The organism is Paraburkholderia sp. Ac-20340 (assembly GCF_017104965.1).
Lineage (GTDB): Bacteria > Pseudomonadota > Gammaproteobacteria > Burkholderiales > Burkholderiaceae > Paraburkholderia.
On the sequence record NZ_JAAGPR010000018.1, the window covers coordinates 135719 to 158388 of the forward strand.

General features: G+C 62.3%; 20 protein-coding genes and 4 tRNA genes. 11 read left to right on the forward strand and 13 right to left on the reverse strand.

All coding sequences use genetic code 11. From position 1 onward, the window contains the following. The first annotated feature begins 39 nt into the window (after positions 1 to 39). The gene (locus G3N59_RS21975) at positions 40 to 435 is read left to right on the forward strand and encodes a hypothetical protein (protein WP_205984735.1); all 396 of its coding nucleotides are present in this window, start codon (positions 40 to 42) and stop codon (positions 433 to 435) included. Positions 436 to 1159: 724 nt separating this feature from the next. Here the strand turns inward: G3N59_RS21975 and G3N59_RS21980 are convergent. The 4 genes from G3N59_RS21980 to rph form a co-directional block, all read right to left on the reverse strand. Then, positions 1160 to 1249 (reverse strand) — tRNA-Ser (locus G3N59_RS21980). Between the two features lie 100 nt (positions 1250 to 1349). Beyond that, complete coding sequence (hemW, locus tag G3N59_RS21985; RefSeq protein WP_205984736.1) at positions 1350 to 2567, reverse strand: radical SAM family heme chaperone HemW; 1218 nt, start codon at positions 2565 to 2567, stop codon at positions 1350 to 1352. Beyond that, the gene (gene rdgB, locus G3N59_RS21990) at positions 2564 to 3202 is read right to left on the reverse strand and encodes an RdgB/HAM1 family non-canonical purine NTP pyrophosphatase (protein ID WP_205984737.1); all 639 of its coding nucleotides are present in this window, start codon (positions 3200 to 3202) and stop codon (positions 2564 to 2566) included. Before rdgB ends, hemW begins: the two co-directional genes overlap by 4 nt. Beyond that, positions 3202 to 3936 (reverse strand): ribonuclease PH, encoded by a 735-nt coding sequence (gene rph, locus G3N59_RS21995; RefSeq protein WP_205984738.1) that lies wholly within the window; start codon positions 3934 to 3936, stop codon positions 3202 to 3204. Before rph ends, rdgB begins: the two co-directional genes overlap by 1 nt. Before the next feature lie 348 nt (positions 3937 to 4284). Here rph and G3N59_RS22000 point away from each other — a divergent pair, with 348 nt between their 5' ends. The 5 genes from G3N59_RS22000 to G3N59_RS22020 all read left to right on the forward strand — a co-directional run bounded on the left by G3N59_RS22000 (position 4285) and on the right by G3N59_RS22020 (position 9410). After that, positions 4285 to 5217, forward strand: coding sequence for a YicC/YloC family endoribonuclease (locus tag G3N59_RS22000; RefSeq protein WP_205984739.1), 933 nt, complete (start codon positions 4285 to 4287; stop codon positions 5215 to 5217). A gap of 81 nt (positions 5218 to 5298) precedes the next feature. Then, the gene (gene gmk, locus G3N59_RS22005; RefSeq protein ID WP_205984740.1) at positions 5299 to 6012 is read left to right on the forward strand and encodes a guanylate kinase; all 714 of its coding nucleotides are present in this window, start codon (positions 5299 to 5301) and stop codon (positions 6010 to 6012) included. A gap of 39 nt (positions 6013 to 6051) precedes the next feature. Next, on the forward strand, positions 6052 to 6255 hold the full coding sequence (gene rpoZ / locus G3N59_RS22010; protein ID WP_027817423.1) for a DNA-directed RNA polymerase subunit omega: 204 nt from the start codon (positions 6052 to 6054) through the stop codon (positions 6253 to 6255). A gap of 116 nt (positions 6256 to 6371) precedes the next feature. After that, the gene (locus G3N59_RS22015) at positions 6372 to 8735 is read left to right on the forward strand and encodes a bifunctional (p)ppGpp synthetase/guanosine-3',5'-bis(diphosphate) 3'-pyrophosphohydrolase (protein ID WP_205984741.1); all 2364 of its coding nucleotides are present in this window, start codon (positions 6372 to 6374) and stop codon (positions 8733 to 8735) included. Positions 8736 to 8921: 186 nt separating this feature from the next. Continuing rightward, a complete protein-coding gene (locus G3N59_RS22020) occupies positions 8922 to 9410 on the forward strand; it encodes a phage protein NinX family protein (protein WP_205984742.1) in 489 nt (162 codons plus the stop codon). 91 nt (positions 9411 to 9501) lie between these two features. On the opposite strand, the gene G3N59_RS22025 is transcribed toward G3N59_RS22020, so the two are convergent. Both G3N59_RS22025 and G3N59_RS22030 read right to left on the reverse strand, forming a co-directional pair. Beyond that, positions 9502 to 9578, reverse strand: a tRNA-Arg gene (locus G3N59_RS22025). A gap of 76 nt (positions 9579 to 9654) precedes the next feature. After that, positions 9655 to 9731: transfer RNA gene (locus G3N59_RS22030), tRNA-Arg, on the reverse strand. A 196-nt stretch (positions 9732 to 9927) separates the two neighbouring features. On the opposite strand from G3N59_RS22030, the gene greB reads away from it, so the two are divergent. Further along, positions 9928 to 10491, forward strand: a complete 564-nt coding sequence (gene greB / locus G3N59_RS22035) for a transcription elongation factor GreB (RefSeq protein ID WP_205984743.1) — start codon at positions 9928 to 9930, stop codon at positions 10489 to 10491. Positions 10492 to 10604: 113 nt separating this feature from the next. On the opposite strand, the gene G3N59_RS22040 is transcribed toward greB, so the two are convergent. Continuing rightward, positions 10605 to 11756 (reverse strand): porin, encoded by a 1152-nt coding sequence (locus G3N59_RS22040; RefSeq protein ID WP_205984744.1) that lies wholly within the window; start codon positions 11754 to 11756, stop codon positions 10605 to 10607. A 387-nt stretch (positions 11757 to 12143) separates the two neighbouring features. Between G3N59_RS22040 and G3N59_RS22045 the strand changes: the two genes are divergently transcribed. Both G3N59_RS22045 and G3N59_RS22050 read left to right on the forward strand, forming a co-directional pair. After that, a complete protein-coding gene (locus G3N59_RS22045) occupies positions 12144 to 12425 on the forward strand; it encodes a hypothetical protein (protein WP_205984745.1) in 282 nt (93 codons plus the stop codon). 485 nt (positions 12426 to 12910) lie between these two features. Then, on the forward strand, positions 12911 to 13114 hold the full coding sequence (locus G3N59_RS22050; protein ID WP_027817418.1) for a cold-shock protein: 204 nt from the start codon (positions 12911 to 12913) through the stop codon (positions 13112 to 13114). Positions 13115 to 13303: 189 nt separating this feature from the next. Here the strand turns inward: G3N59_RS22050 and G3N59_RS22055 are convergent, their stop codons facing one another. Next, positions 13304 to 13480, reverse strand: coding sequence for a hypothetical protein (locus tag G3N59_RS22055; RefSeq protein WP_205984746.1), 177 nt, complete (start codon positions 13478 to 13480; stop codon positions 13304 to 13306). Here G3N59_RS22055 and G3N59_RS22060 point away from each other — a divergent pair. Continuing rightward, a complete protein-coding gene (locus G3N59_RS22060) occupies positions 13479 to 14642 on the forward strand; it encodes an exonuclease domain-containing protein (protein ID WP_205984747.1) in 1164 nt (387 codons plus the stop codon). The two genes, G3N59_RS22055 and G3N59_RS22060, sit on opposite strands and share 2 nt — an antisense overlap. 27 nt (positions 14643 to 14669) lie before the next feature. On the opposite strand, the gene G3N59_RS22065 is transcribed toward G3N59_RS22060, so the two are convergent. Both G3N59_RS22065 and G3N59_RS22070 read right to left on the reverse strand, forming a co-directional pair. Beyond that, positions 14670 to 15260, reverse strand: coding sequence for a chorismate mutase (locus tag G3N59_RS22065; RefSeq protein ID WP_205984748.1), 591 nt, complete (start codon positions 15258 to 15260; stop codon positions 14670 to 14672). A gap of 291 nt (positions 15261 to 15551) precedes the next feature. Continuing rightward, positions 15552 to 15701: a hypothetical protein gene (locus G3N59_RS22070; RefSeq protein ID WP_205984749.1), complete on the reverse strand. Its 150-nt coding sequence runs from the start codon at positions 15699 to 15701 to the stop codon at positions 15552 to 15554. Positions 15702 to 16402: 701 nt separating this feature from the next. On the opposite strand from G3N59_RS22070, the gene G3N59_RS22075 reads away from it, so the two are divergent. Continuing rightward, complete coding sequence (locus tag G3N59_RS22075; protein WP_205984750.1) at positions 16403 to 18196, forward strand: tetratricopeptide repeat protein; 1794 nt, start codon at positions 16403 to 16405, stop codon at positions 18194 to 18196. Positions 18197 to 18304: 108 nt separating this feature from the next. Here the strand turns inward: G3N59_RS22075 and G3N59_RS22080 are convergent. The 3 genes from G3N59_RS22080 to pepN all read right to left on the reverse strand — a co-directional run bounded on the left by G3N59_RS22080 (position 18305) and on the right by pepN (position 22390). Further along, positions 18305 to 18380, reverse strand: a tRNA-Thr gene (locus tag G3N59_RS22080). Between the two features lie 66 nt (positions 18381 to 18446). Next, complete coding sequence (locus G3N59_RS22085; protein ID WP_205984751.1) at positions 18447 to 19463, reverse strand: class 1 fructose-bisphosphatase; 1017 nt, start codon at positions 19461 to 19463, stop codon at positions 18447 to 18449. Between the two features lie 224 nt (positions 19464 to 19687). Then, the gene (gene pepN, locus G3N59_RS22090; protein WP_205984752.1) at positions 19688 to 22390 is read right to left on the reverse strand and encodes an aminopeptidase N; all 2703 of its coding nucleotides are present in this window, start codon (positions 22388 to 22390) and stop codon (positions 19688 to 19690) included. Between the last annotated feature and the right edge of the window lie 280 nt (positions 22391 to 22670).

Genomic DNA, 22670 nt, shown 5'->3' on the forward strand with positions numbered 1-22670 from the left:
TGGTGGCATTGCCAATGCTTCGGGCGATCGCGCCATTAAGTGCGCGAACAACCACTTGAAGCTAGCAGCGCATGGCTGGGGGCGAAATGGGAAAATTCCGATTTGGGGTGTCGGCTTTTTGATTTCCCCGATTGGCAATCAACCGCGCGGAACATGGCCCGGCGCTCGGCTGGCTTCGCCGCACTGCTCGACCGCTCCGCGCTCGGCAGGGCGGTGTGCAGCGATTTTCGCGCCGCGCTTCATGAACGCGTTGCGTGCGACCAGTATCTCGGCCTCAACGTCTGTAAAGATGGGCTTCAGTTCGACCGCTCCCGGCGTCATAGCTCACCCGCTGATGCGTTCCGCCACCGCTGCACGAAGCGAAGCGCGGTGTTTTCCTCGATCCAGGCGCGATGTCCGGCTCATTGCTCGGGTGAGTTGCGCGGGCGCGCGTGACAGTAGGGGCTTTTCAGGTTGCGTCGATATTGCGGTTGGTAGCAGCGAAACGTTCCTTACGCGTGCGCCTGGAGATACCGGGGTTGGACTCGAACGCCGTGAATAAGACCTCTATGAGCGCTGCCCGGCTGGCGTAACGTGCACCCGAGAGGTCTCGATCGTGCGATGGCGTCAGCAGGCGCAGCAGGGCTGCAGTGATATTCGGGTAGGTTTCTTCGGAGTGCTCGCGGGGAGGTGCACCTTTGATCTGCCACTCATTTGGTCCACGATACCCTTCAGGGAGTCGCACTCGGCTTCTGTGCGGGCCTTCGCTTCTTCGAGTTCGCGGATGTGCGATTCCAGGCAGGGCAGGTAGGAGTGTCGCAGGATGGCACGCGCCAACGCGTTGCTTTGTCCCACAGGAACCGCGCGTCGCAGTTCTTCAGTAACTTCTTCGGCGGGCACGCCGCACCATAAAGCCGCCGCAACCGGAACCGCGTAGACGGCATAGCAGGCTTGCACCGTTGCACAGGAGTCGTCTTCCCACGGCTTGCGCATCTCAGCCGCCATCGGAAAGCAGACATAGGCGGATTCTAGCGGACGGCGTTGGCACCATTGCGCAAATGCGTCGACCTGGGGAGCACGGAGGGGACGTGAGTTTGTGCGCCCTGATGGGCTATTTAATGGGCTGAGAAATGGAAAACCCCCGTAAGTCATTGAACTTACGGGGGTTTGTATTCATCTCTGGCGGAGGCGGTGAGATTCGAACTCACGGAAGGGTTACCCCTTCGCCGGTTTTCAAGACCGGTGCATTCAACCACTCTGCCACACCTCCGGAGGCGCGCATTGTAACCTGGAATATGCGCACACCGGCAGCGTTGCCGATGGCGCACATCAAAAGATCACATCGGGATCACGCAAAGATCATCGAATGATCACTGCGCGTCCTTCAAGAACAGCTCCTGCAGATCGTTGAGGAAGCGCTGCCCCAGCTCCGTCGGCACGATCTTCTCGTAATCGCGCGTGATGAGCCCGCGCTTTTCCGCTTCCTGCAACTGCGGCTCGATCGTCGTGATCGGCAGACCGGTGCGCTCCGCGAAGCGATAAACCGGGAAACCTTCCACCAGCCGCAGCGCATTGAGCATGAACTCGAAGGGCAGATCCTTCGCGCTGACTTCGTGCTCTTCCTGGATCGGCTTGCCCGCACGCGCTTCTTCGATGAACGTCGCCGGATGCTTGTAGCGCATCTGGCGCACGATGCGGTTCGGGAACGACAGCTTTGTATGCGCGCCCGCGCCGATGCCCAGGTAATCGCCAAAACGCCAGTAGTTGAGGTTGTGGCGGCTCTGGCGGCCCGGCTGCGCGTACGCCGAAACCTCATAGCGCCCATAACCGGCTTCGGTCGTGCGTGCGTGAATCCATTCCTGCATGTCCGCCGACTGGTCGTCGTCGGGCAGCACAGGCGGAAACTTCGCGAACATCGTGTTCGGTTCGAGCGTGAGGTGATAGAGCGACAGATGCGGCGGCGCGAAGGCGAGCGCCGTTTCGATATCGGCCTGACATTCGGCGAGCGTCTGTTGCGGCAGCGCGAACATCAGATCGAGATTGAAGTTGTCGAAGGTGTTCGCCGCCACTTCCACCGCATGGCGCGCCTGCGCTGCATCGTGAATCCGTCCGAGCGCTTTCAGATGCGCCTCGTTGAAACTCTGGATGCCGATCGACAGGCGGTTCACGCCGCTCGCGCGAAACTGCGCGAATTTATCGGCTTCGAAGGTGCCGGGGTTGGCTTCGAGCGTGATCTCCGCATCGGCGTCGAGCGGCAGCAGCGCGCGCACGTCCGACAGCAGGCGATCGAGCCCCTTCGCCGACAGCAAGCTGGGCGTGCCCCCGCCGATGAAGATCGTGTGCACCTGGCGGCCCCACACGAGCGGCAGCGACTGTTCGAGGTCGGCGCGCAGGGCGTCGAGGTAATCGTCCTCGGGAAAGCGCTCGCCTTTCCATTCGTGCGAGTTGAAGTCGCAGTACGGGCACTTGCGCACGCACCACGGAAAATGCACGTAAAGCGAGAGCGGCGGCAGCGCGTTCAGGCGAATGCTGCCCGGCATCGTGAACGACTGCACGACGTCGAGGCCGGTCTGGTGCTGCTGGCTCACGCTTCTTCCTCCAGCCGTGCGAGCAAATGTCGCAAGGCGATGGCGCGATGGCTCGACGCGTTCTTGAGCGCCGGATCGAGTTCCGCAGCCGTGGCTTCGAGGCCCGGAATGTAGAAGTACGGATCGTAGCCAAAGCCGTTGTCGCCGCGCGGCGTGTCGATCACTTCGCCGTGCCAGCGGCCTTCGGCGATCAGCGGTTCGGGGTCGTCGGCGTGACGCACGAGCGCCAGCACGCAGAAGTAATACGCGCGGCGATCGGCGTGTTCCTGCAGGTTCTGCACGAGCAGCGCGTTGTTCGCCGCGTCGCTCTTTTCGCCGCCCGCGAGTTGCGCATAGCGCGCCGAATACACGCCCGGCGCGCCGCGCAGCGCGCGCACGCACAGGCCGGAATCGTCGGCGATGGCGGGCAGGCCAGTGAGTCTCGACGCATGGCGCGCCTTGGCCAGCGCGTTTTCGACGAAGGTGACGTGCGGCTCTTCCGCTTCGGGCACGTTCAGCGCGCCTTGCGGCACGAGTTCGATCCCCGCGGCTGCGAGCAGCGCCGCGAATTCGCGCAGCTTGCCCGCGTTGTTCGAGGCCAGCACGACGCGGCCGAGCGCCGCGCCGTTGCCGGTGATATCAGGCGTAGCGGCCATTACGCGACTCCCAGCGCGGCCTTCTGCATGCCGATCAGCGTGGCGATGCCGCCTTGCGCGAGGTCGAGCAGCGCGTTGAGTTCGTTGCGCGAGAACGGCGCGCCTTCGGCCGTGCCCTGGACTTCGACCATGCCGCCCGAACCCGTCATGACGACGTTCATGTCGGTGTCGCATTGCGAATCTTCGGCGTAATCGAGGTCGAGCACCGGCAGGCCTTCGTAGACGCCCACGGAGATGGCGGCGACGTAATCGGTGATCGGCGAGCGTGCGATGCGGCCGTCGGCCAGCAGTTTCGAAACGGCGTCGTGAGCGGCGACGAACGCGCCCGTGATGCTGGCCGTGCGCGTGCCGCCATCGGCTTGCAGCACGTCGCAGTCGAGGTTGATGGTGCGCGCGCCGAGCGCTTCGAGATCGAACACCGCGCGCATCGCACGGCCGATCAGGCGCTGGATTTCCTGGGTGCGGCCCGTCTGCTTGCCGCGCGCGGCTTCGCGGTCGCTGCGCGTGTGCGTGGCGCGCGGCAGCATGCCGTATTCGGCGGTGAGCCAGCCCCGGCCCTTGTCGCGCAGGAACGGCGGCACGCTTTCGGACACGCTCGCGGTGCACAGCACCTTGGTATCGCCGAATTCGACCAGCACCGAGCCTTCGGCGTGCTTCGTGAAATGGCGGGTGATGCGAACGTCGCGAAGCTGGTCGGCGGCACGGCCGGAGGGGCGCAGGGTGGTCTGGGTCATCGTCGGATGTGCGCGAGGGCACGGCAAGGAAGGAGAGAAAACGCAATTTTACCGCCTTCGCGCGACCGGCGAGATGCACGGGCGATGGCCGCGCCATCGCGTGAATCAGGCGCTAATTGCGCGGGCGGCTGCAGGACAGCCGTGCATTGTGCGCCGGCGCGTTCGTCAGCGCGCAGAGCGAGACCGCTGCTGCGGCGGGCGCGCGGCCAAAAATGGGATAATACGGTTTCTCCGCCCCGCGTCATTGCGCGTCATCGATAACGCGCGTACACGCCGGGCGCCTCGAATACCTTCGCCGTGACCCGCGCCCATGAAGCGCGCCGCCGCGGCTTTATCGCGAGACGAACCATGATTTACAGCATGACCGGCTATGCCAGCGCCACGCGCGAACTGGTTGCGGCATCGGGCACGGGCGGCGCCAGTGTCTCCGTCGAATTGCGTACCGTGAACTCGCGCTTTCTCGACCTGAATTTCCGCATGCCCGAAGACGTGCGCGTGATCGAACCCACGCTGCGCGAAATGCTGATGACCAAACTCTCGCGCGGCAAGGTCGACATCCGCATCAACATCCAGCGCAGCGAGCAGGCCGCCAACGCCGGTTCGCTCAACCGCGATGCGCTCGAACAGCTCGCCGTGCTCGAGCGTGCGGTGCTCGAAGCGTTCCCGGAATCGGGTCGTCTGCGTACTGGCGAAATTCTGCGCTGGCCCGGCGTGCTGGCGGAAAGCGGCGTCGCGCCCGAAGTGCTGCGCGATGCGGTGCTCGGTTGCGGCAAGCAGGCGATTGCCGATCTGATCGACGTGCGTGCGCGCGAAGGCGCGCAACTCGCCAACATGCTGCTCGCCAATGTCGCGGAGATGGAAGCGATCGTCACGAAGATCACGCCGCTCGTGCCGGACCTGATCGTCAAGCATCAGCAGAAGATCGTCGAGCGTCTGCAGGAAGCGCTGGGCATTGCCGCGCCGGACGCCGCGAACGGCAACATCGGCAATGTGTCGCGCGAGGAAATCGCCGAGCGCATTCGCCAGGAAGTGACGATGTACGGGATCCGCATCGACATCGCCGAAGAACTCTCGCGCCTCACCGCGCATCTGAACGAAACGCGCCATGTGATCGAGAAGGGCGGGCGCGTCGGCAAGCGTCTGGACTTCATGATGCAGGAGCTGAACCGCGAAGCGAACACGCTCGGTTCGAAGGCCGCGGCGAAGGAACTCGCCGATGCGTCGATGACGCTCAAGCTGCTCATCGAGCAGATGCGCGAGCAGGTGCAGAACCTCGAATAAATGCGTGAGCGCATGCACTCATGCGCTCACCGATGAAGGCATTTAACGCTGTAAAAAGCAGTAAAACAGGAAGCAACGAACATGACCGACCAGACCAGCGCACCCGGTGCGCACAAGGCTGAAACGAAACCGCGCAATCCGTACGCGGGCGTTTATCCGGGCAATCTTTTCATGGTGGTCGCGCCTTCGGGTGCGGGCAAGTCCACGCTCGTGAACGCGCTGCTCGCCGAAGACAACGCGATCCTGCTGTCGATTTCGTACACCACGCGCGCGCCGCGTTCGAAGGAACGTGACGGCGAGCACTATCACTTCACGACCGTCGACGATTTCCTCGCGCGTCATGCAGAAGGCGAGTTCCTCGAAAGCGCGGAAGTGCACGGCAACTACTACGCGACTTCGCGCGTGTGGATCGAAGACCAGATGAAGCAGGGCCATGACGTACTGCTCGAAATCGACTGGCAAGGCGCGCAACAGGTGAAGAAGCAGTTCCGCAACGCCGTGGAAATCTTCATCCTGCCGCCGTCGCTCGACGCGCTCGCGGATCGCCTGCGCAAGCGCGGCGAAGACGAGCCGAACGTCATCACGCGACGCCTGCTTGCCGCCGGTAGCGAGATGGCGCACGCGAGCGAATCGGAGTACGTCGTCATCAACGAAAATTTCGATACTGCGCTGCAGGAGCTGCGCAATATCGTTAGCGCCACGCGTATGCGCTTCGCTTCGCAATACGCGCGACACACCGAGCTCTTCGTACAGCTCGGCATCCACCTGCCGCAGCCCGGCGCATCGGGCACATAAGGTAGAATAAGAACCTGCTGAGAATGAGAAGGAACCGACATGGCCCGCATCACCGTCGAAGATTGTCTGAAACAGATTCCGAACCGCTTTGAACTGGCGCTCGCCGCAACGTATCGCGCACGTCAGCTCGCCCAAGGTCACACGCCGAAGATCGAAAGCCGCGACAAGCCGACCGTCGTCGCGCTTCGCGAAATCGCGTCTGGCCAGGTAGGTCTGGAAATGCTGAAGAAGGTGCCCGTTTAACGGCGCCTTGTAGTCCCGTAGTAGTTGAAGCTTGAGTTTTACTCGTCGTGTAATTCGTGCTGGGCGTCACACCTCGTGCGCCAAACGTCAACGCCTGACCTGAAACGGAGGGGAACATGAGCACTACGCCCTCGCCGGCCACGGATGTGGACCAGGAAGCGGAGACCGCGAGCCCTGCGCGCAATTACATCGACGCGGTTCTCGAACAGTCGTTTCGCCATCTGTTCGGACCGACCGCCACACCGGAACAGCCCCGCAAACACGGGGTCGTCTCCATCGCCAATCTGACCGCTGCGCTTTCCGGTTACCTCACACCTGAGGAAATCAAGGAGATCAAGGCGGCGTTTCACTTCAGCGACGAAGCCCACCTCGGGCAATATCGTCAGAGTGGCGAACCCTATATTACGCATCCCGTCGCCGTCGCAGAGATCTGCGCCGGCTGGAAGCTCGACGCCCAGGCCATCGAGGCGGCGCTGCTTCATGACGTGATCGAAGACCAGGGCGTGACCAAGGCGGAAATCGCCGAGCGCTTCGGCGCCAAAGTCGCGGAACTGGTCGATGGCCTGTCGAAACTCGACAAGATGGAGTTTCGCAATCGCGAAGAGGCGCAAGCGGAAAACTTCCGCAAGATGCTGCTCGCGATGGCGCGCGATGTCCGCGTGATTCTCGTCAAGCTCGCCGACCGCCTGCACAACATGCGCACGCTCGGCGCGGTGCCGCCCGAAAAGCGCCGCCGTGTGGCCCGCGAGACGATCGACATCTACGCGCCCATTGCGCACCGTCTTGGCCTGAACAATACCTATCGCGAGCTGCAGGATCTCAGCTTCCAGAACTTCAACCCGAACCGCTACGCCACGCTCGAAAAGGCGGTGAAGGCGGCGCGCGGCAATCGCCGCGAAGTGGTCAGCAAGATTCTGGAATCGGTGCAGCGCGCGCTCGCCGACGCGAAGCTCGACGCCGAAGTCACCGGCCGCGAAAAAACCATCTTCAGCATCTACAAGAAGATGCGCGACAAGCAGCTGTCGTTTTCGCAGGTGCTCGACGTTTATGGTTTTCGCGTGGTGGTGGATTCGGCGCTCGAGTGCTACACCTGCATCGGCGCGCTGCATGCGCTTTACAAGCCCGTGCCCGGCAAGTTCAAGGACTACATCGCCATTCCGAAAGTGAATGGCTATCAGTCCCTGCACACGACGCTCGTGGGCCCGTTCGGCGCACCGATCGAATTCCAGGTGCGCACGCGCAAGATGCACGAGATCGCCGAAGCGGGCGTGGCCGCGCACTGGCTCTACAAGAACGGCGGCGCCGATCTGAACGACGTGCAAAAGCGCGCGCATCAGTGGCTCAAGTCGCTGCTCGACATTCAGAGCGAGGCGGGCGACTCCAGCGAATTCCTCGAACACGTCAAGATCGACCTGTTCCCGGACGCCGTCTATGTCTTCACGCCGAAGGCGAAGATCATGGCGCTGCCGCGCGGCGCCACGGCACTCGACTTCGCGTATTCGATCCACAGCGATCTGGGCAACCAGTGCGTCGCCGTGAAGATCAACAACGAACTCCTGCCGCTGCGCACGGAGCTCAAGAGCGGCGACATCGTCGAAGTGATCACCGCGCCGTACTCCAAGCCGAATCCCGCGTGGCTCGGTTTCGTGCGTACCGGCAAGGCGCGCTCGGCGATTCGTCACTATCTGAAGACGATGCGTCTCACGGAATCCGTGCAGCTTGGCGAGCGTCTGGTCGATCAGGCGCTCAAGGGCTATGGCTACCAGCTTTCGGAAGTCACGCCGGAAACGTGGGAAAAGCTGGTTCAGTGGACCGGCAACAAGAATCGTCAGGAAATCTTCGCCGATATCGGTCTCGGCCGACGCGTGGCGGCGGTGATGGCCAAGCGCATCGAAGTGCTCATGAAAGGCCTCGACGCCGACGACGAGGAACATCATTCGCAGCGCGACCCGAACGCGCCGCATGCGCCGCCGGTGGTCATCACGGGCACCGAGGGCATGTCGGTGCAGCTCTCGGCATGCTGCCGTCCGATTCCGGGCGACGACATCATGGGCTATATCGGCATCGGCTTGGGTATGGCGATTCATACGACCGATTGCCGCGTGGCGCAGCGTATTCATCGCCGTGATCCGGGTCGCTGGATCGACGTCGCGTGGGCGCCGCAGCCGGGCCGTCTGTTCGATGTGGCCGTGAAGGTGCTGGTGAAGAACACGAAGGGCGTGTTCGCGCGTGTGGCCGCCGACATTACCTCCGCCGATGCCAACATCGTGCACATCGCCATGGACGACGATCTCGCGCAGGAGTCGAACATGCTGCGTTTCGTGATCCAGGTGAGCGATCGCGTGCACCTCGCGAACGTCATGCGCCGCGTGCGCACGAATCCCGACGTCATGCGCATCACGCGCGAGCGGCCGAGCGAGGAGGGGCATCATCGCCATGACGGCGGCATGCGCATCGATCGCGAGCGCGCCGACTATTGATAGCGGTTTGACGGGCGGCACCCTTGCGGGCCGCCCTTGTTGTATCTGGCATCTCTCTGCGGCCCGACTTTCTGCGGCCATCTCCGGCGTTGCCCGTGTCTGCCGGGTTTCCTGACACTCTTCTGGCTTTCGTCAGGCATCGGCACGCTCCCTCGAAACCTTTTCAGGCACACACGAGGACAAGCCATGAACGTAGCTGAACTGAGCGGCTTCGCGCTCGATTACTGGGTGGCGCGCAGCCTGCCCGATTTCGTGCGCGAGATCTACTTCACCGATAGCGGCGAGACCGTCGCCGTGCGCGGCAACGACCGTGGCAAGCCCTGGGACGGCCGCTTCGAGCCATCGACATCGTGGGAAGCCGCCGGCGTCGTGCTCGATCGCGCACAGCGCTTCGAATTGCGCGAACGTCGTGCGGGCGAGCCTGCAGTTTGCACGGCCGAATTCGAGGGCGGCCACCGTGCGGCGCAGGCGCATGGCGCCACGACGCGCGAGGCGCTATTGCGTGCGTTCGTGCAGAGCCGCTTTGGCGAGACGGTGGAGGAGGTGCTGCGTCAACCGCAGGCATTGACGGGCGTGTTCACGGAACTCGTTGCCGAGCCGGGCGATATTGGCGATGTGGAGGATTTGCCGCGTCCGGACGCGCAAATCGGCGATATCGGAACCGCGCCGCGTTGAATCGCGGATTGCAGAAGAAAGAAGCGGGCGCGCAAAAATCGACGCTAGAAAGACAAAGGGCCTTCCTGAATCAGGAAGGCCCTTCGAGAGGTGGCGCGGCTGGCAGGATTCGAACCCACGACCCCTTGGTTCGTAGCCAAGTACTCTATCCAACTGAGCTACAGCCGCACGCTAAAACGATACTACATACTGCAGTGTTACTGGAGACTTGCGCCGATCAAACTAACGCAAAACTCTTAATAGGTGGCGCGGCTGGCAGGATTCGAACCCACGACCCCTTGGTTCGTAGCCAAGTACTCTATCCAACTGAGCTACAGCCGCACACAGAAAGGAGAGTATAGCAGGGATTTCGGAAAAAGGAAGCCCCTTATCGCGATTTGTTTGAAAGCGTGCTTCGTGTAACCTCGTGGGAAGGGCGCTGGAATCTTTATAGGCCCCGGTTGCGGTTGCATCAAAGCTGCAGCGGCGCCATTTCGAAGTCACGTAGTGACAAGCAAACGCAGTCAATCGAACCATCATGAACAAGGCCTTTGTCAAAGAATCGACCGACAACGACGATGACGATCTCGAAGCCGGTCAACCCGCCATTCCTGCCGGCGCCAAGAACTACATCACGCCGGCCGGCTACGAACGCATGCGCAACGAACTGCTGCATCTGATCGACGAGGCGCGGCCCGAGGTGGTCAAGCTCGTTTCGTGGGCGGCGTCGAACGGCGACCGCTCCGAGAACGGCGACTACATCTACGGTAAGCGACGATTGCGGGAGATCGACCGGCGTATCCGCTTTCTGACCAAGCGGCTGGATCTGGCCGAGGTCGTGGATAGCAGCCGTCAAGAAAGCGTGGATCAGGTGTTCTTCGGTGCGACGGTGGAATACGGCACCGAGGACGGCGAGGTGCACACCGTCACGATCGTGGGCGTGGACGAGGTCGATCTGGATCGCGGCTTCGTGAGCTGGGTGTCGCCGGTTGCGCGGGCGCTCATCAAGGCAAAGATCGGCGATCAGGTGATTCTGCACACGCCTGCGGGCCCGGCGCCGATCGACGTGCTCGATGTGCAATATCCGCAGCGAAGCGCCTGAGCGCACTCGGGAAGCGTTCAGGACGCATGCAGGCGCGGTAGAAATGAAAAAAGGCGCCGCAAGCGGCGCCTTTTCAGCTGCACAGCTGGCCGCAAGGGCCAGCGAGGTGCATCTTAGAAGCGGTGACGCATACCAACCGTCACAGCAACCTGGTCTTGACGGGTCGAAGCCGAACCCGTGCCCAGACCGTTCAGGTTTGCGCCGACTTCCGAGTTCGACGACACGTGTTGCCAGTCGCCTTGCAGGTAGACATCCGTGCGCTTCGACAGTGCGTAGTCCGACTGCAGAGCAACCGTGTTGTAGTTCGGGTTCACGCCGCCGCCGAAGTTTGCGCGGGTGTACGTGTACGCGCCAGCCAGGCTCAGAGCCGGCGTCAGAGCGTAACGGACGTTGCCTTCAAAGTTCTGGAAGCGTGCGCTGTTAGCACCGAAGCCGAGCGTCGAGCTGCGGCCCGATTGAGCTGCCGAGATGCCGACTGCGTCGGTCAGGTTCGTCTGCGTGTAGACGAAGCCAGCCGTTGCCGGGCCGAACGTGTAGTTCACGCCGCCGCCGAACGTGCGTTGACGGCCAGCTGCGAACGTCCATTCGCCCGTCTGTGCGCCCGAACCCGAAACCGTGTTCGCCAGGTTGTTGACGTCGTTGTTCATCTGCAGGTAGCCCGCAGCAACGTTCAGGCCGCCCCAGTTGTACGATGCGCCGATGCTGTATGCACGGTTGTTCGCGAATTCGGTGCTGTTCGAGAACGAGTACGTACCGCCGAACTTGAAGCCAGCGTAGTTGACGCTCGAGTACTTGACCGTGTTGTTGAAACGAACCGAGTTGTTCAGGTTGTCGTTATCGAACGGGTGAGCAGCGATCGTGCCACCGTATTGCGAGCCGGTGTTCGACAGCGGTGCCAGGTAGTCGACGACGGAGTCGTACTGACGGCCGAGGGTGACAGCACCGTACTGGTTGCTTGCCAGACCGACGAAAGCTTGACGGCCGAACATGCGGCTCGACTGACCTGCCGTGCCGTTCATGATGTTGAAGCCGCTTTCCAGGGTGAAGATTGCCTTCAGGCCGCCACCGAGGTCTTCAGCACCGCGCAGGCCCCAACGGCTGCCGTTGACCGTGCCGCTCGAAGCCTTCCACAGGCTGTGGCCGCCCGAGTTGTTCACGTAGGTCAGACCAGCGTCGACCAGGCCGTACAGCGTAACGCTGCTTTGTGCGTGAGCAGCCGTTGCAAAAACGCCCGTGAGGGCAGCGACCATGAGAGTCTTTTTCATCTTTGTAAACTCCGAGAACAGAGGTGGGTTTCGTCGAACCCTGTTTGGGAAACCGTCCACGCGAATCGCAGCGAGAGGCAAAGCCCGCGTGGCGCGTTAAATCCATCGCAGTCGGTTTCCGGACAGGCAGAGTGTAGAAGAGGGTGCCTGCGATCAAGGCATTCCGATTTGCGCAATAAAGTATTGCGAATTCGGAAATGATATTTGGGCCGGCTTCAAGCCTTACTGGTCAAGGCTTTCAGCGGATTTACATGCATGGGTGAAAGAAGTGTCAACCGAATGGCGTTGTGCGATCGCTACAATAATCGATTGCACAAAACGGTGGTAATCCGTGTCAACCTGGATTATTGCGTCTCACGTAACAGATGATTGTGTGCCGCAGAGTTAATGGGCCAGAACCCTGCGGCTATACTGAACTCGCTGCTTTCCGAAGCAGACTTTTTCGTTGACGAAAAAGATCTCCAAACCTTTGTCGGCGCGGCCTTGGCTGCGCTTTTTTTTTGCCTGCCGCGCATGCACGACAGGCTGCTGGCTCCGCTTTCTGCCCGCCCGGTCTTACCTGGCGTGGTCTTCCGGCGGTTCAGGTTGCAGGCTCCAGTCTTCCATTACGTAATGCCGGGCGTCCATTGGGGAACACAGCAGGTTCTGCCAGTGATCGCCATGCCATGACCCGTAAGTCTCAATATCGCTTGTGGATTCCGGACCGTCGATTTCGACGAGCCAATGAAACCAGCGTCGCAGTAACGTCAGCATGATTGCCTCCCATTGCACGCGAACTCTATTCATCATGGGTCGATTGGTTCACGCGAACAACCGGTAAAAACACTTACGTTTGACACTGATTGTTACATTTGCGGTAGCTTTTCCCGATTCAATCCAAAGGCACCCATTAAATGTGTAAAAAACGGTGTGCGCCCGCGTCCATTTACTTTGCATATGTTTTTGCGGGTTTTTTGATGCACGCCGGTTTATCTCGGAAACGGGAATGCTGTTATAAAAAATTCGCTTGACTGCCGATTGGCGTTCCCCGTATAACGGCAATTCTGAATTGGCCTTTCAGCTTCAATTGCATTGACATAGCGGTGAGGGCGAGTCAGTTTGAATTCGGCGTGAGGGTATTGCCCGCGTCATTTAATTTCGAGGGAAACGGAAACATGGAAACCGGTATTGTCAAATGGTTCAATGATGCTAAGGGCTTTGGCTTCATCACGTCGGATGCCGGCGGCGACGACCTCTTCGCGCACTTCTCCGAGATCCGCTCGGAAGGCTTCAAGTCGCTGAAGGAGAACCAGCGCGTCTCGTTCGACGTCAAGGTTGGCCCGAAGGGCAAGCAGGCCGCGAACATCCAGCCGCTGTAAATTCTTGCAGCAGCACCTGGCCGCGTCGTGCGGACAGATCAGGCAAGCGGCAGTGTTGCCCGCTGCCTGAAGCAGGCCCTGGTTATCCAGGGCTTTTTTATTTTCTGGCGTAAAACAATCATCGCGGTCATTGCCTGAAAATATCAGGCGGCTTTATAAAGGTAGTCGTTTTAACGGGGAAAACCCCAATTAAAAAAATCCGTCAATTGCGCCATTAAAATGCAATCCCGATGCAATATTGACGCAACCTCGCCGTAACCCAATCGCCACTTCAAAAAAGCCGTCGCGCCGCGAAAGCGCTGCGCGCTTTGCCCAAACGGTGCATACTTGGGCCGATTTCTTCTCTTTGTCTTGCCGTTTCTCCATGTCCGACACCCTCTTGAGCGCCGAACCCACGTCCGGCGGCGTCCCCCTCGTCTTTGTTGATCTGGAAACGACGGGGGGCTCGGTGGGCGAACACCGTATCACCGAAGTCGGTATCGTCGAGGTGATTGATGGGCAGGCCACGCGCTGGAGCTCGCTGGTCGATCCGCAGCAATCGATCCCGCCCTTTATCCAGCAGTTGACCGGCATCAGCAATGCCATGGTGCGCGGCGCGCCCACCTTCGCCGAGATTGCCCCCGCACTGTTCGAGCGCCTCGCGGGCAAGCTTTTCGTCGCGCACAACGCGAGTTTCGACCGGGGCTTTCTGCGCGCCGAGTTCGAACGCGCCGGGCTCTCGTTCAATCCCGATGTGCTGTGTACGGTGCGGCTTTCGCGCGCGCTCTTTCCTGCCGAAAAGCGCCACGGCCTGGATGCGCTGGTCGAGCGCCATGCCCTTGTGGCGGCCGATCGCCACCGCGCGCTCGCCGATGCCGATCTGCTCTGGCAATTCTGGCAGCGCCTGCCGGGTCTCGTGCCCGAGGACATGCTGGCGACGCAGATCGAGCGTCTGACGCGCCGCCATCGCCTCGCGGGCGATATCACCGACGATCTGATCGAAACCGCGCCCGCCGGCCACGGTGTCTACGCGTTCTTCGGCGAAAACGACGCGCCTCTATATGTAGGACGTAGTGTGCGCGTGCGTCAGCGTGTGCGTTCGCATCTGTCAGGCGAGCGCCGTTCGTCGCGCGAGCAGCGGATGGCGCAGCAGATCCGCCGGGTCGAATGGCAGGCGACGGGTGGCGAGCTTGGCGCCTTGCTGGTCGAGGCGCGCTGGCTCGCACAACTGCGGCCGTCGTTCAATCGCGCGCAGAAGGTGTCGAAGCAGGACCCCGTTTCGATGCCTTGGCCGTTTGGCGCAGCGGTGCTGGTGGAAGAGCAGGACGCCGTGCGCGGCACGGCGGTGTTTCATGTGATCGACCGCTGGTGTTATCTCGGTGCGGCGGCGAGTGTGGTCGAGGCGGGCACGCTGGCCGCAGCGGCAATGGCAGCCGACGCGCCGTTCGAGCTTTCCACGTGGCGCATCCTGCAAACGCGTATCGAGCGCGGTCTGAGCGTGCTGCCGCTCGAGCCGTCGGTGGCTGACGGCGTGGCTAGCGCGATCTGATCGCGCTTTAATTCGAGCTTTCGGCGTTCAGGCCATGCCGCCCACGCCGCCCGCCTCGCAGACGTGCCCGAGCGCGCGCGTCATCGCGTCCGCGCGGGTGGAGTCGTAGCGCGTCAACTCTTTCCAGTTTGCGACGGCCCGCGCGACCCGCGCCGGGCAGTCGTCGGCTGCGCGCGTCGTTTGTACGCGTGCGAGTGCGCCGATCAGTTGCCCCGTCAGACGATCGAGTTGCGGACGCGTGACGCTCGCCAGATCCGGCGCCGGATTCGCCGGCGGCTGCGAGTTGCGCCAGTTCGCGAACAGCGCCTGTTGCATCTGAGTGCTCGCATCGATCTGATCGCGGAAGAACTCGCGCGCGAACACCGGATCGACGCCCGCGGTTGTGGCGCGCTTTTGCACATCGGCGAGCAGCGCATTTTCGCGTGGCGTATCGGTGATCGGCTTGTGGTTGAGCCACTTCCAGTGCGCGACGGGCTCGGCCAGCGCGAGACGCTGCGAAACCAGGGCGACAAGATTGGTCAGGGCGGTATCGTCGCCGTCGGCGTGCGCCGTAACGGCAGGCAAGGCGAAGAGCAGGGCGGCGGCGCAGGACGCGAGCGCGCGAAAGCGAAAAGTCATTGCGTGATAAGTGGCCGGCTGGCCGAAAAGGCAAAAGCAGAGGATAGCCGGTTATCAGGCAGACGTTGTGTGACGGCGGAACATCGGCTTGAGGCGCGCACAGCTGCGCTTCTCACGCAGCGCCGCGGCCGGGCGCGCGTTGAAGCGCTCAGCCGTTCCCACGCGCCATGACTGCATGGCGCGCAATTGAAGCAAGCGTGCGTAATTGGTCCTGTAGACGGCGCGAAAAAACCGCGGCAGATGGTCGGCCTGCCGATTTTTCTGGTCCGTCAGCGCCGTAGCGCGTCCCCATTACTTCTGTTCGTGTGACTTGCGTTGCTCGTCGAGAAATGCGCGCACATGCGAGGGCAATTCGTCGCCGAGAAACTCGACGGCCACCGGTTCCGGATCCGGGCTAAAAACTTGGTCCGGGGTCGGAATCCTTGGCGGTTTGGCATCCATGATCTTTCTCCTGTGTAAGACGATTATCCGGCTCGCTCCTTCACGCGCGCTAGTGGTGCCCAACGTAAAAGTGCTTTTCAGGTCCGTGTGTTGCTTTATTTGCACAGCGCACAGATTTATTAAGCGAGCAGGAATATACTTATTCGGTTGATCGCTAAACCGATGAAAGCCCTCGCATTCAGTCGAGGGCTTTTTTACGTCTGACGAGTTGTGCATCGCAGCAATACGCTGCGGTGCGCAAAGCCCGCCAGTCGGGCGTTTCCGGTGCCAGTTCCAGAACGCCTGCTTCGCTCGAACCGCTTGCCCGCGCCGATGTGGGCACTGCCGCAATCCGTCCTTCCGTTCGTTGCCGCTCGTAAAACATCACCATTCCACTAGAACGGACGATTATGCGCATCCGTTGACCGCTGCGTGGTTAACATAATTAAACGAATGTAAGCGAGCGTTTCTTTCTAAATCACTGATTAAAAGTGGACGAAAGCGTTCGGGCTCAGATTTAACTGAAAGTGCGAGTCGCCAAAAGAATGAGAATGCTTCGCACATCCCGACAGAATCGCCTTCCGGCGCGCGCGGCTTTTCGGAATCGTCCGATTCGATCAGACCAGGCATTTCGCTATCTTTAAAAGATCGTGCGGTGTCAGGCAGGCCAGATCGCCTGGTCGCCATCCTGCACATGCCCCTTTCTCCCAGTCGCTCCGACGATGAACCCATCCGATACCGCGCCGATCTCCGCCGTCTCCGATCCCACCGACGATCTGCTAACGCTTGCCGATCGACACCTCGCCGCCGGCCGCGCAGACGACGCGATCCAGCAATACGCGCAGTGTCTGGCGCGCGATCCGCGGCATTCTGGTGCTTTGCATCGTGCCGCGCTGGCCTGCATGCAGGCAGGGCGCGCCGACGACGCACGTGCTTATCTCGATCGGGCGATCCACGTCGAGCCGACGAACGCCGCGCTCTGGGAGCATCGCGGTCTGATGGCGGCCTTGGCGCGCGAACATGTCGTGGCGGAAGCGGCCTACCATCGCGCGCTTGCTCTCGCGGGCAGCACGTCCACGCTGCATCGCAATCTCGCCGATGTGCTGAAACTCGCGGGCCGTCAGGACGAAGCGCGCCATCACTATGAGCAAGCGCTCGCGCTCGATCCTGATCTGCATCATGCGGCGCGCCGGTTGGGCGATCTGGGCATCGAAGCCGGCCGGGACCGGGACGCCGTCCGCTATTTCGAGCACGCCTGGCGTCTGGGGAATGCGCGCCTCACCGATGGACTGAGCTTGCTGGAGCTTCACTCGCGGCTCGGTCATCGCGCGCAGGCTGAAGCCGTGATTGCGCAACTACGTGCCGAATTCGCTGCCGATGCCTACGCGCTCAAGGAACTCGCTTTCGCGCTGAACAAGCTCGATCGGTTCGATCTCGCGCTCGACGTGGCGAAGCAGGGCCTGGCGGTCGATCCGTCGATGTGGCTGCTGCATCACAACGCTGCGTACGCATCGCACATGCGCGGCGATTTCGGGAGCATGCACCGATACAACGTCGAGGCCGCGCGCGTCGCGCCCGATAACGCGCCCATCCAGTTCAACCTGGCCGTTTCGCTATTGCGCGAGGGGGCGTTCGAAGCGGGCTGGAAGCAGTACGCGTGGCACGAGCAGTTGCCGGAAAACAGCACGCTCGCGCGTCCGCCGTTTGCCGAATGGCGCGGCGAACCGGTGGTGGGCAAGCGTTTTCTGTTGCTGGGCGAGCAGGGCCTCGGCGATCAGATCCAGTTGCTGCGTTGCGCCGCGTGGCTGCATCGCGCGGGCGCACAGGTCGATGTCTGGGTCGATAAGGCGCTGGTTGGCGTAGCGCGGTGTGCGAGCGGCGTGCATCAAGTATTCGAGACATTGCCGCGCGGCGATTACGACTTCTGGTGCCGCATGTTCCGCATGCCCGAGCATATGAAACTCGCGTTGAGCGATCTTCCGCTTGAGATGCCGTATCTGCGCGCGCCGCAGCCGGAAATCGCGCGCTGGCGTGAGCAGCTGGAAAAGAGCGGCCGCCTGCGCGTGGGACTGGTGTGGAGCGGCAATCCGCATTATCACCTCGACCGCTATCGATCGGTGACGCTGGATGGCTTGCTGCCGATGCTCGAACAACCGGGCGTGTCGTGGTTCTCGCTGCAAAAGGGCGACGCGCAACATGCGCTCGAAGGCTTGCCCGCCGGGATCGACATGACGCCGCTCGGCACGCGTATCTCGACTTTCGAAGACACCCTGGCGATCGTGCATTCGCTCGATCTGGTGGTGACGGTCGATACCTCGGTGGCGCATCTGGCCGGTGCGGCGGGCGTGCCGGTCTGGGTGTTGCTGCCGGCGTGCACCGACTGGCGCTGGATGGCGCAGCGCGCGGACAGTCCGTGGTATCCGTCGGCGCGGCTTTTCAGGCAGCGTGAACTGGGGCAGTGGGGACCGGTGCTGGAGGACGTGAAGGCAGCGCTGACGCTGGAAGCCGCCCGCTGAGCGGCTTCAAGTTGCGGGTGATTTCGTTCGTCATGTCGAAGCGACGAACGAAATCCTCGCTGCAAAGCAAAAAGCCCAGTCCGAAGACTGGGCTTTTTGTTGAATCTTTGGTGCCGGAAAGAGGAATCGAACCCCCGACCTTCGCATTACGAATGCGCTGCTCTACCGTCTGAGCTATTCCGGCCGCACATCAGAGAAGAAAGATTATAGGAAAGTGCTCAGAAGAATGCAAGCCCTTTCCTCATCTTTTTTATTTTTTCGCTTCGTGGTGATAGCGGGTGACGCGCTCGACCTCGTTCTTCGAGCCGAGGAACACCGCGACGCGCTCGTGCAGGCTCGTCGGCTGGATGTCGAGGATGCGGTCTTCGCCGTTGGTCGCCACGCCGCCGGCCTGCTCGACGATGAACGACATCGGGTTCGCTTCGTACATCAGACGCAGCTTGCCCGGCTTCGACGGATCGCGCTTGTCGGCCGGATACATGAAGATGCCGCCGCGATTCAGGATACGGTGCACGTCCGCGACCATCGAGGCGATCCAGCGCATATTGAAGTTCTCGCCGCGCGGGCCGTCCTTGCCTTCGTTGAGCTCGCCGATGTACTTCTGGACCGGCTCATACCAGTGGCGCGCGTTCGACGCGTTGATCGCGTATTCGCGCGTGTCTTCCGGGATACGCATATTGCTTTGCGTGAGCACCCACGAACCCAGTTCGCGGTCGAGCGTGAAGCAGTTCACGCCGTTGCCCGTGGTCAGCACGAGCACGGTTTGCGGGCCGTACACGGCGTAACCGGCGGCAACCTGCTGCGTGCCCGGCTGCAGGAACGATTCTTCGGTGGCCTGCTTGCCGTCCGGGCAGCGCAGCACCGAGAAGATCGTGCCGATCGACACGTTCACGTCGATGTTCGACGAGCCGTCGAGCGGATCGAACACCAGCAGATATTCGCCCTTCGGATAGTTGGCCGGGATCGGGAAGAAGGTTTCCATTTCCTCGGAGGCCATGGCTGCGAGGTTGCCGCCCCATTCGTTGGCGTCGAGCAGGATTTCGTTCGACAGGATGTCGAGGTTCTTCTGCACTTCGCCTTGAACGTTCTCGCTGCCGGCGGTGCCCAGCGCATCGCCGAGCGCGCCCTTGCTGACGTTGAAGCTGATCGCCTTGCACGCACGCGCGACGACTTCGATCAACAGACGCAGATCGGCGGGCAGGTTCTTGTGTTCGCGCTGCTGCTCGATCAGGTATTTCGTGAGAGTGGTACGACGTTGCAATGCCATTGCAGTACTCCGGGGAGCTTGGGGAATAGCGCAATTCTACCCGCTGGGCCGTGTCAGCCCGCGGCGCGAAGCTGCAAAAAAGCCGTGGACGCGCGCGCTGGCGGGCCGGGCAGGGAATGTGGCGCGGAAAAATAATCGGAAAAAAGCGCAAAAAAATCGAGCAGAAAAAAGCCGGCCCATCGGGGCCGGCTTGCGGTGCGACATGCTCAGGCGCGCTGGACGCGTCAGGCGAGCGCTTTTTCCACGATCTCGCGCACATCGCGCGACTTCACGCGTGCGGCGACCTGTTCGAGCGCGGCGCGCATCTTGTCGCGCAGGGCAGGCGTAAAGCGGCGCCACAGTTCGAGATTGCGCGCCAGACGGGCGGCCACTTGCGGATTGATGGCGTCGAGCGCGATCACCTGTTCGGCCCAGAACGCGTAGCCCGAGCCATCGGCGGCGTGGAATTGCGCCGGGTTGGCCGCGCAGAAGCTGAAAATCAGCGAACGCGCGCGGTTCGGATTCTTCAGATTGAAGGCCGGATGGCGCATCAGCGCGCGCACCGTGTCGATCACCGGACGCTGCGCCGTGCCGCGCTGCGTGGCCTGCAGCGAGAACCACTTGTCGATCACGAGCGGTTCCTGCTCGAAGCGCACGTAGAAGTCTTCGAGCGCCTTCTTCGCGTAGCCCGCGCCCGTGGCCGCCGACGCGTTCATCAGCGCCGACAGCGCCGCCGCGCGATCCGTCATGTTGTTGGCGTCGTCGTACTGCGCGGTGGCCAGACGCACGGCATCGGCGGGATCGTCGAGTTCGCTCAGATACGAAAGCGCGAGATTCTTCAGACCGCGATGACCGGCGGCTTCCGGCGTCGGCTCATAGGCGCCCGGCGTCAGGTTGGCCTGATACGCCGCCAGCCATTCGGCCTTGAGCGCGTTGGCCAGACGCTTGCGCACGAACTGGCGCGCGGCGTGCACGGCGGCCGGATCGGATTGCGCCATCTGCTCGGCGAGATAGGTTTCCGACGGCAGCATCAGCGCGAGTTCGCGGAACGAGGGCGAGAGCGTCGAGTCGGTCAGCACGCGGCTGAAGGCCTGCACCAGCGCGTCGCTGGTTTCGAGCGGCTGGCCCGCCGATGCGCGCGCCGCCAGCGAAAGCAGTTCGCGCGTGGCAAGGCGCTGGCCCGCTTCCCAGCGGTTGAACGGATCGCTGTCGTGGGCGATCAGGAAGGCCAGTTCGTCGTTGCCGTAGTCGTACTCGACGATCACCGGCGCCGAGAAGTTGCGCAGCAGCGAGGGCAGCGGCCTGGCATCGACGTCGACGAAGGTGAAGGTCTGCTGCGTTTCGGTGACTTCGAGCACGCGCGTGGTCGCGCCCGCTTGCGCTTCGCCTTCGAGCTTGAGCGGCAGATCGCGGCCGTCCGGGCCGATCAGGCCGATCGCGAACGGAATCAGCAGCGGGCCCTGCTGGGTTTCGCGCGCGGCGGGCGAGCCGTTCGCATAGCCTTGCGAGAGCGTCACGCTGTAACGCTTCGCGGCGGCGTCGTACTGCGTCGTCACGCTCACGCGCGGCGTGCCGGCCTGGCTGTACCAGCGCTCGAACTGCGCGAGGTCGCGGCCGTTGGCATCGGCCATGGCGGCGCGGAAATCGTCGCAGGTCACGGCCTGGCCGTCGTGGCGCTTGAAGTACAGATCCATGCCCTTGCGGAAGCCGTCGCGGCCGAACAGCGTCTGATACATCCGCACGACTTCCGAGCCTTTCTCGTAGACCGTCATCGTGTAGAAGTTGTTGATCTCGACGTAGCTTTCGGGGCGCACCGGATGCGCCATCGGGCCCGCGTCTTCGGCGAACTGCATCTGGCGCAGCACGCGCACGTCTTCGATACGCTTGGTGGCGCGTGCGGCTTCGTTTTCATCGCCGCCCGACATCGCCGCCGAGAATTCCTGGTCGCGGAACACCGTGAGGCCTTCCTTCAGGCTCAGCTGGAACCAGTCGCGGCAGGTCACGCGGTTGCCGGTCCAGTTGTGGAAGTACTCGTGACCGACCACGGCTTCGATGTTGGCGAAGTCGACGTCGGTGGCCGTTTCGGGGTTCGCCAGCACGTACTTCGTGTTGAAGATGTTGAGCCCCTTGTTCTCCATCGCGCCCATGTTGAAGTCGCTCACGGCGACGATCATGAAGCGGTCGAGATCGAGTTCGAGGCCGAAACGCTGCTCGTCCCAGCGGATCGAGTGGATCAGCGAATCCATCGCGTGGCGCGTCTTGTCGAGATCGTGCGGCTCGACCCACACCTGCAGCAGTTTTTCCTTGCCCGAACCGCTCTTGATGCGCTCTTCCAGCGCAACCAGCTTGCCCGCGACCAGCGCGAACAGATAGCTCGGCTTGCGGAACGGGTCTTCCCACTTCGCATAATGGCGGCCATCGGGCAGATCGCCTTCGGCGATCAGGTTGCCGTTCGAGAGCAGCACGGGGTAGGAGGTTTTGTCCGCGCGCAGGGTGACCGTGTAGGTGGACATCACGTCCGGGCGGTCGAGGAACCACGTGATACGGCGGAAACCTTCGGCTTCGCACTGCGTAAAGAAGTTGCCGCTCGATACGTAGAGGCCGGAGAGCGTGGTGTTCGCCGCCGGATCGCACGCGCCGGTGAGCGTGAGCGTGAAGCGCTCGGGCACGTTTTCGATCGTCAGGCCGTGTTCGTGCGCGCGCACCTGTTCCCACGGCTGGCCGTCGATGGTCGCGCCGATGAACTCCAGCTGCTCGCCCATCAGGTCGAGGTGGGCGGCGGGCGTCGTGCTGGAACGGGCGTCGGGATTGCGGCGCACGGCGAGCGTGCTCTTGACGATGGTGCGCTCGGGCACGAGATCGAATTCGAGATCGACGGTATCGATCAGGAAGGCGGGCGGCGCGTAGTCTTCGCGGCGGATCACGGTGGGCGTGGCGGTATCGGACATGGTCTCGTGCGGGGGAACGTCGGTCGGAGAGTCGGATGAGGTGGCCGCCGGCTGGCGGCCGATCGTCCCATTGTACAAAGGCGCGGGCGGCTTGTCCGAAGCGTGGGCGCTGGCCGGCTCCGGTCGGGCGATGGCGGCGAACTTTCACGCTGCCGCGCGAGTCAGTATGATCGGGCCTGCCGCGACGCATTGCGCGTGCCCGCGTAGCCGGGCGGAGCACGTGCGGAGTACGCCGATAGCGTAGAAGATCGCCGCAATCGCAGGGCGACGCCCGCTCGAC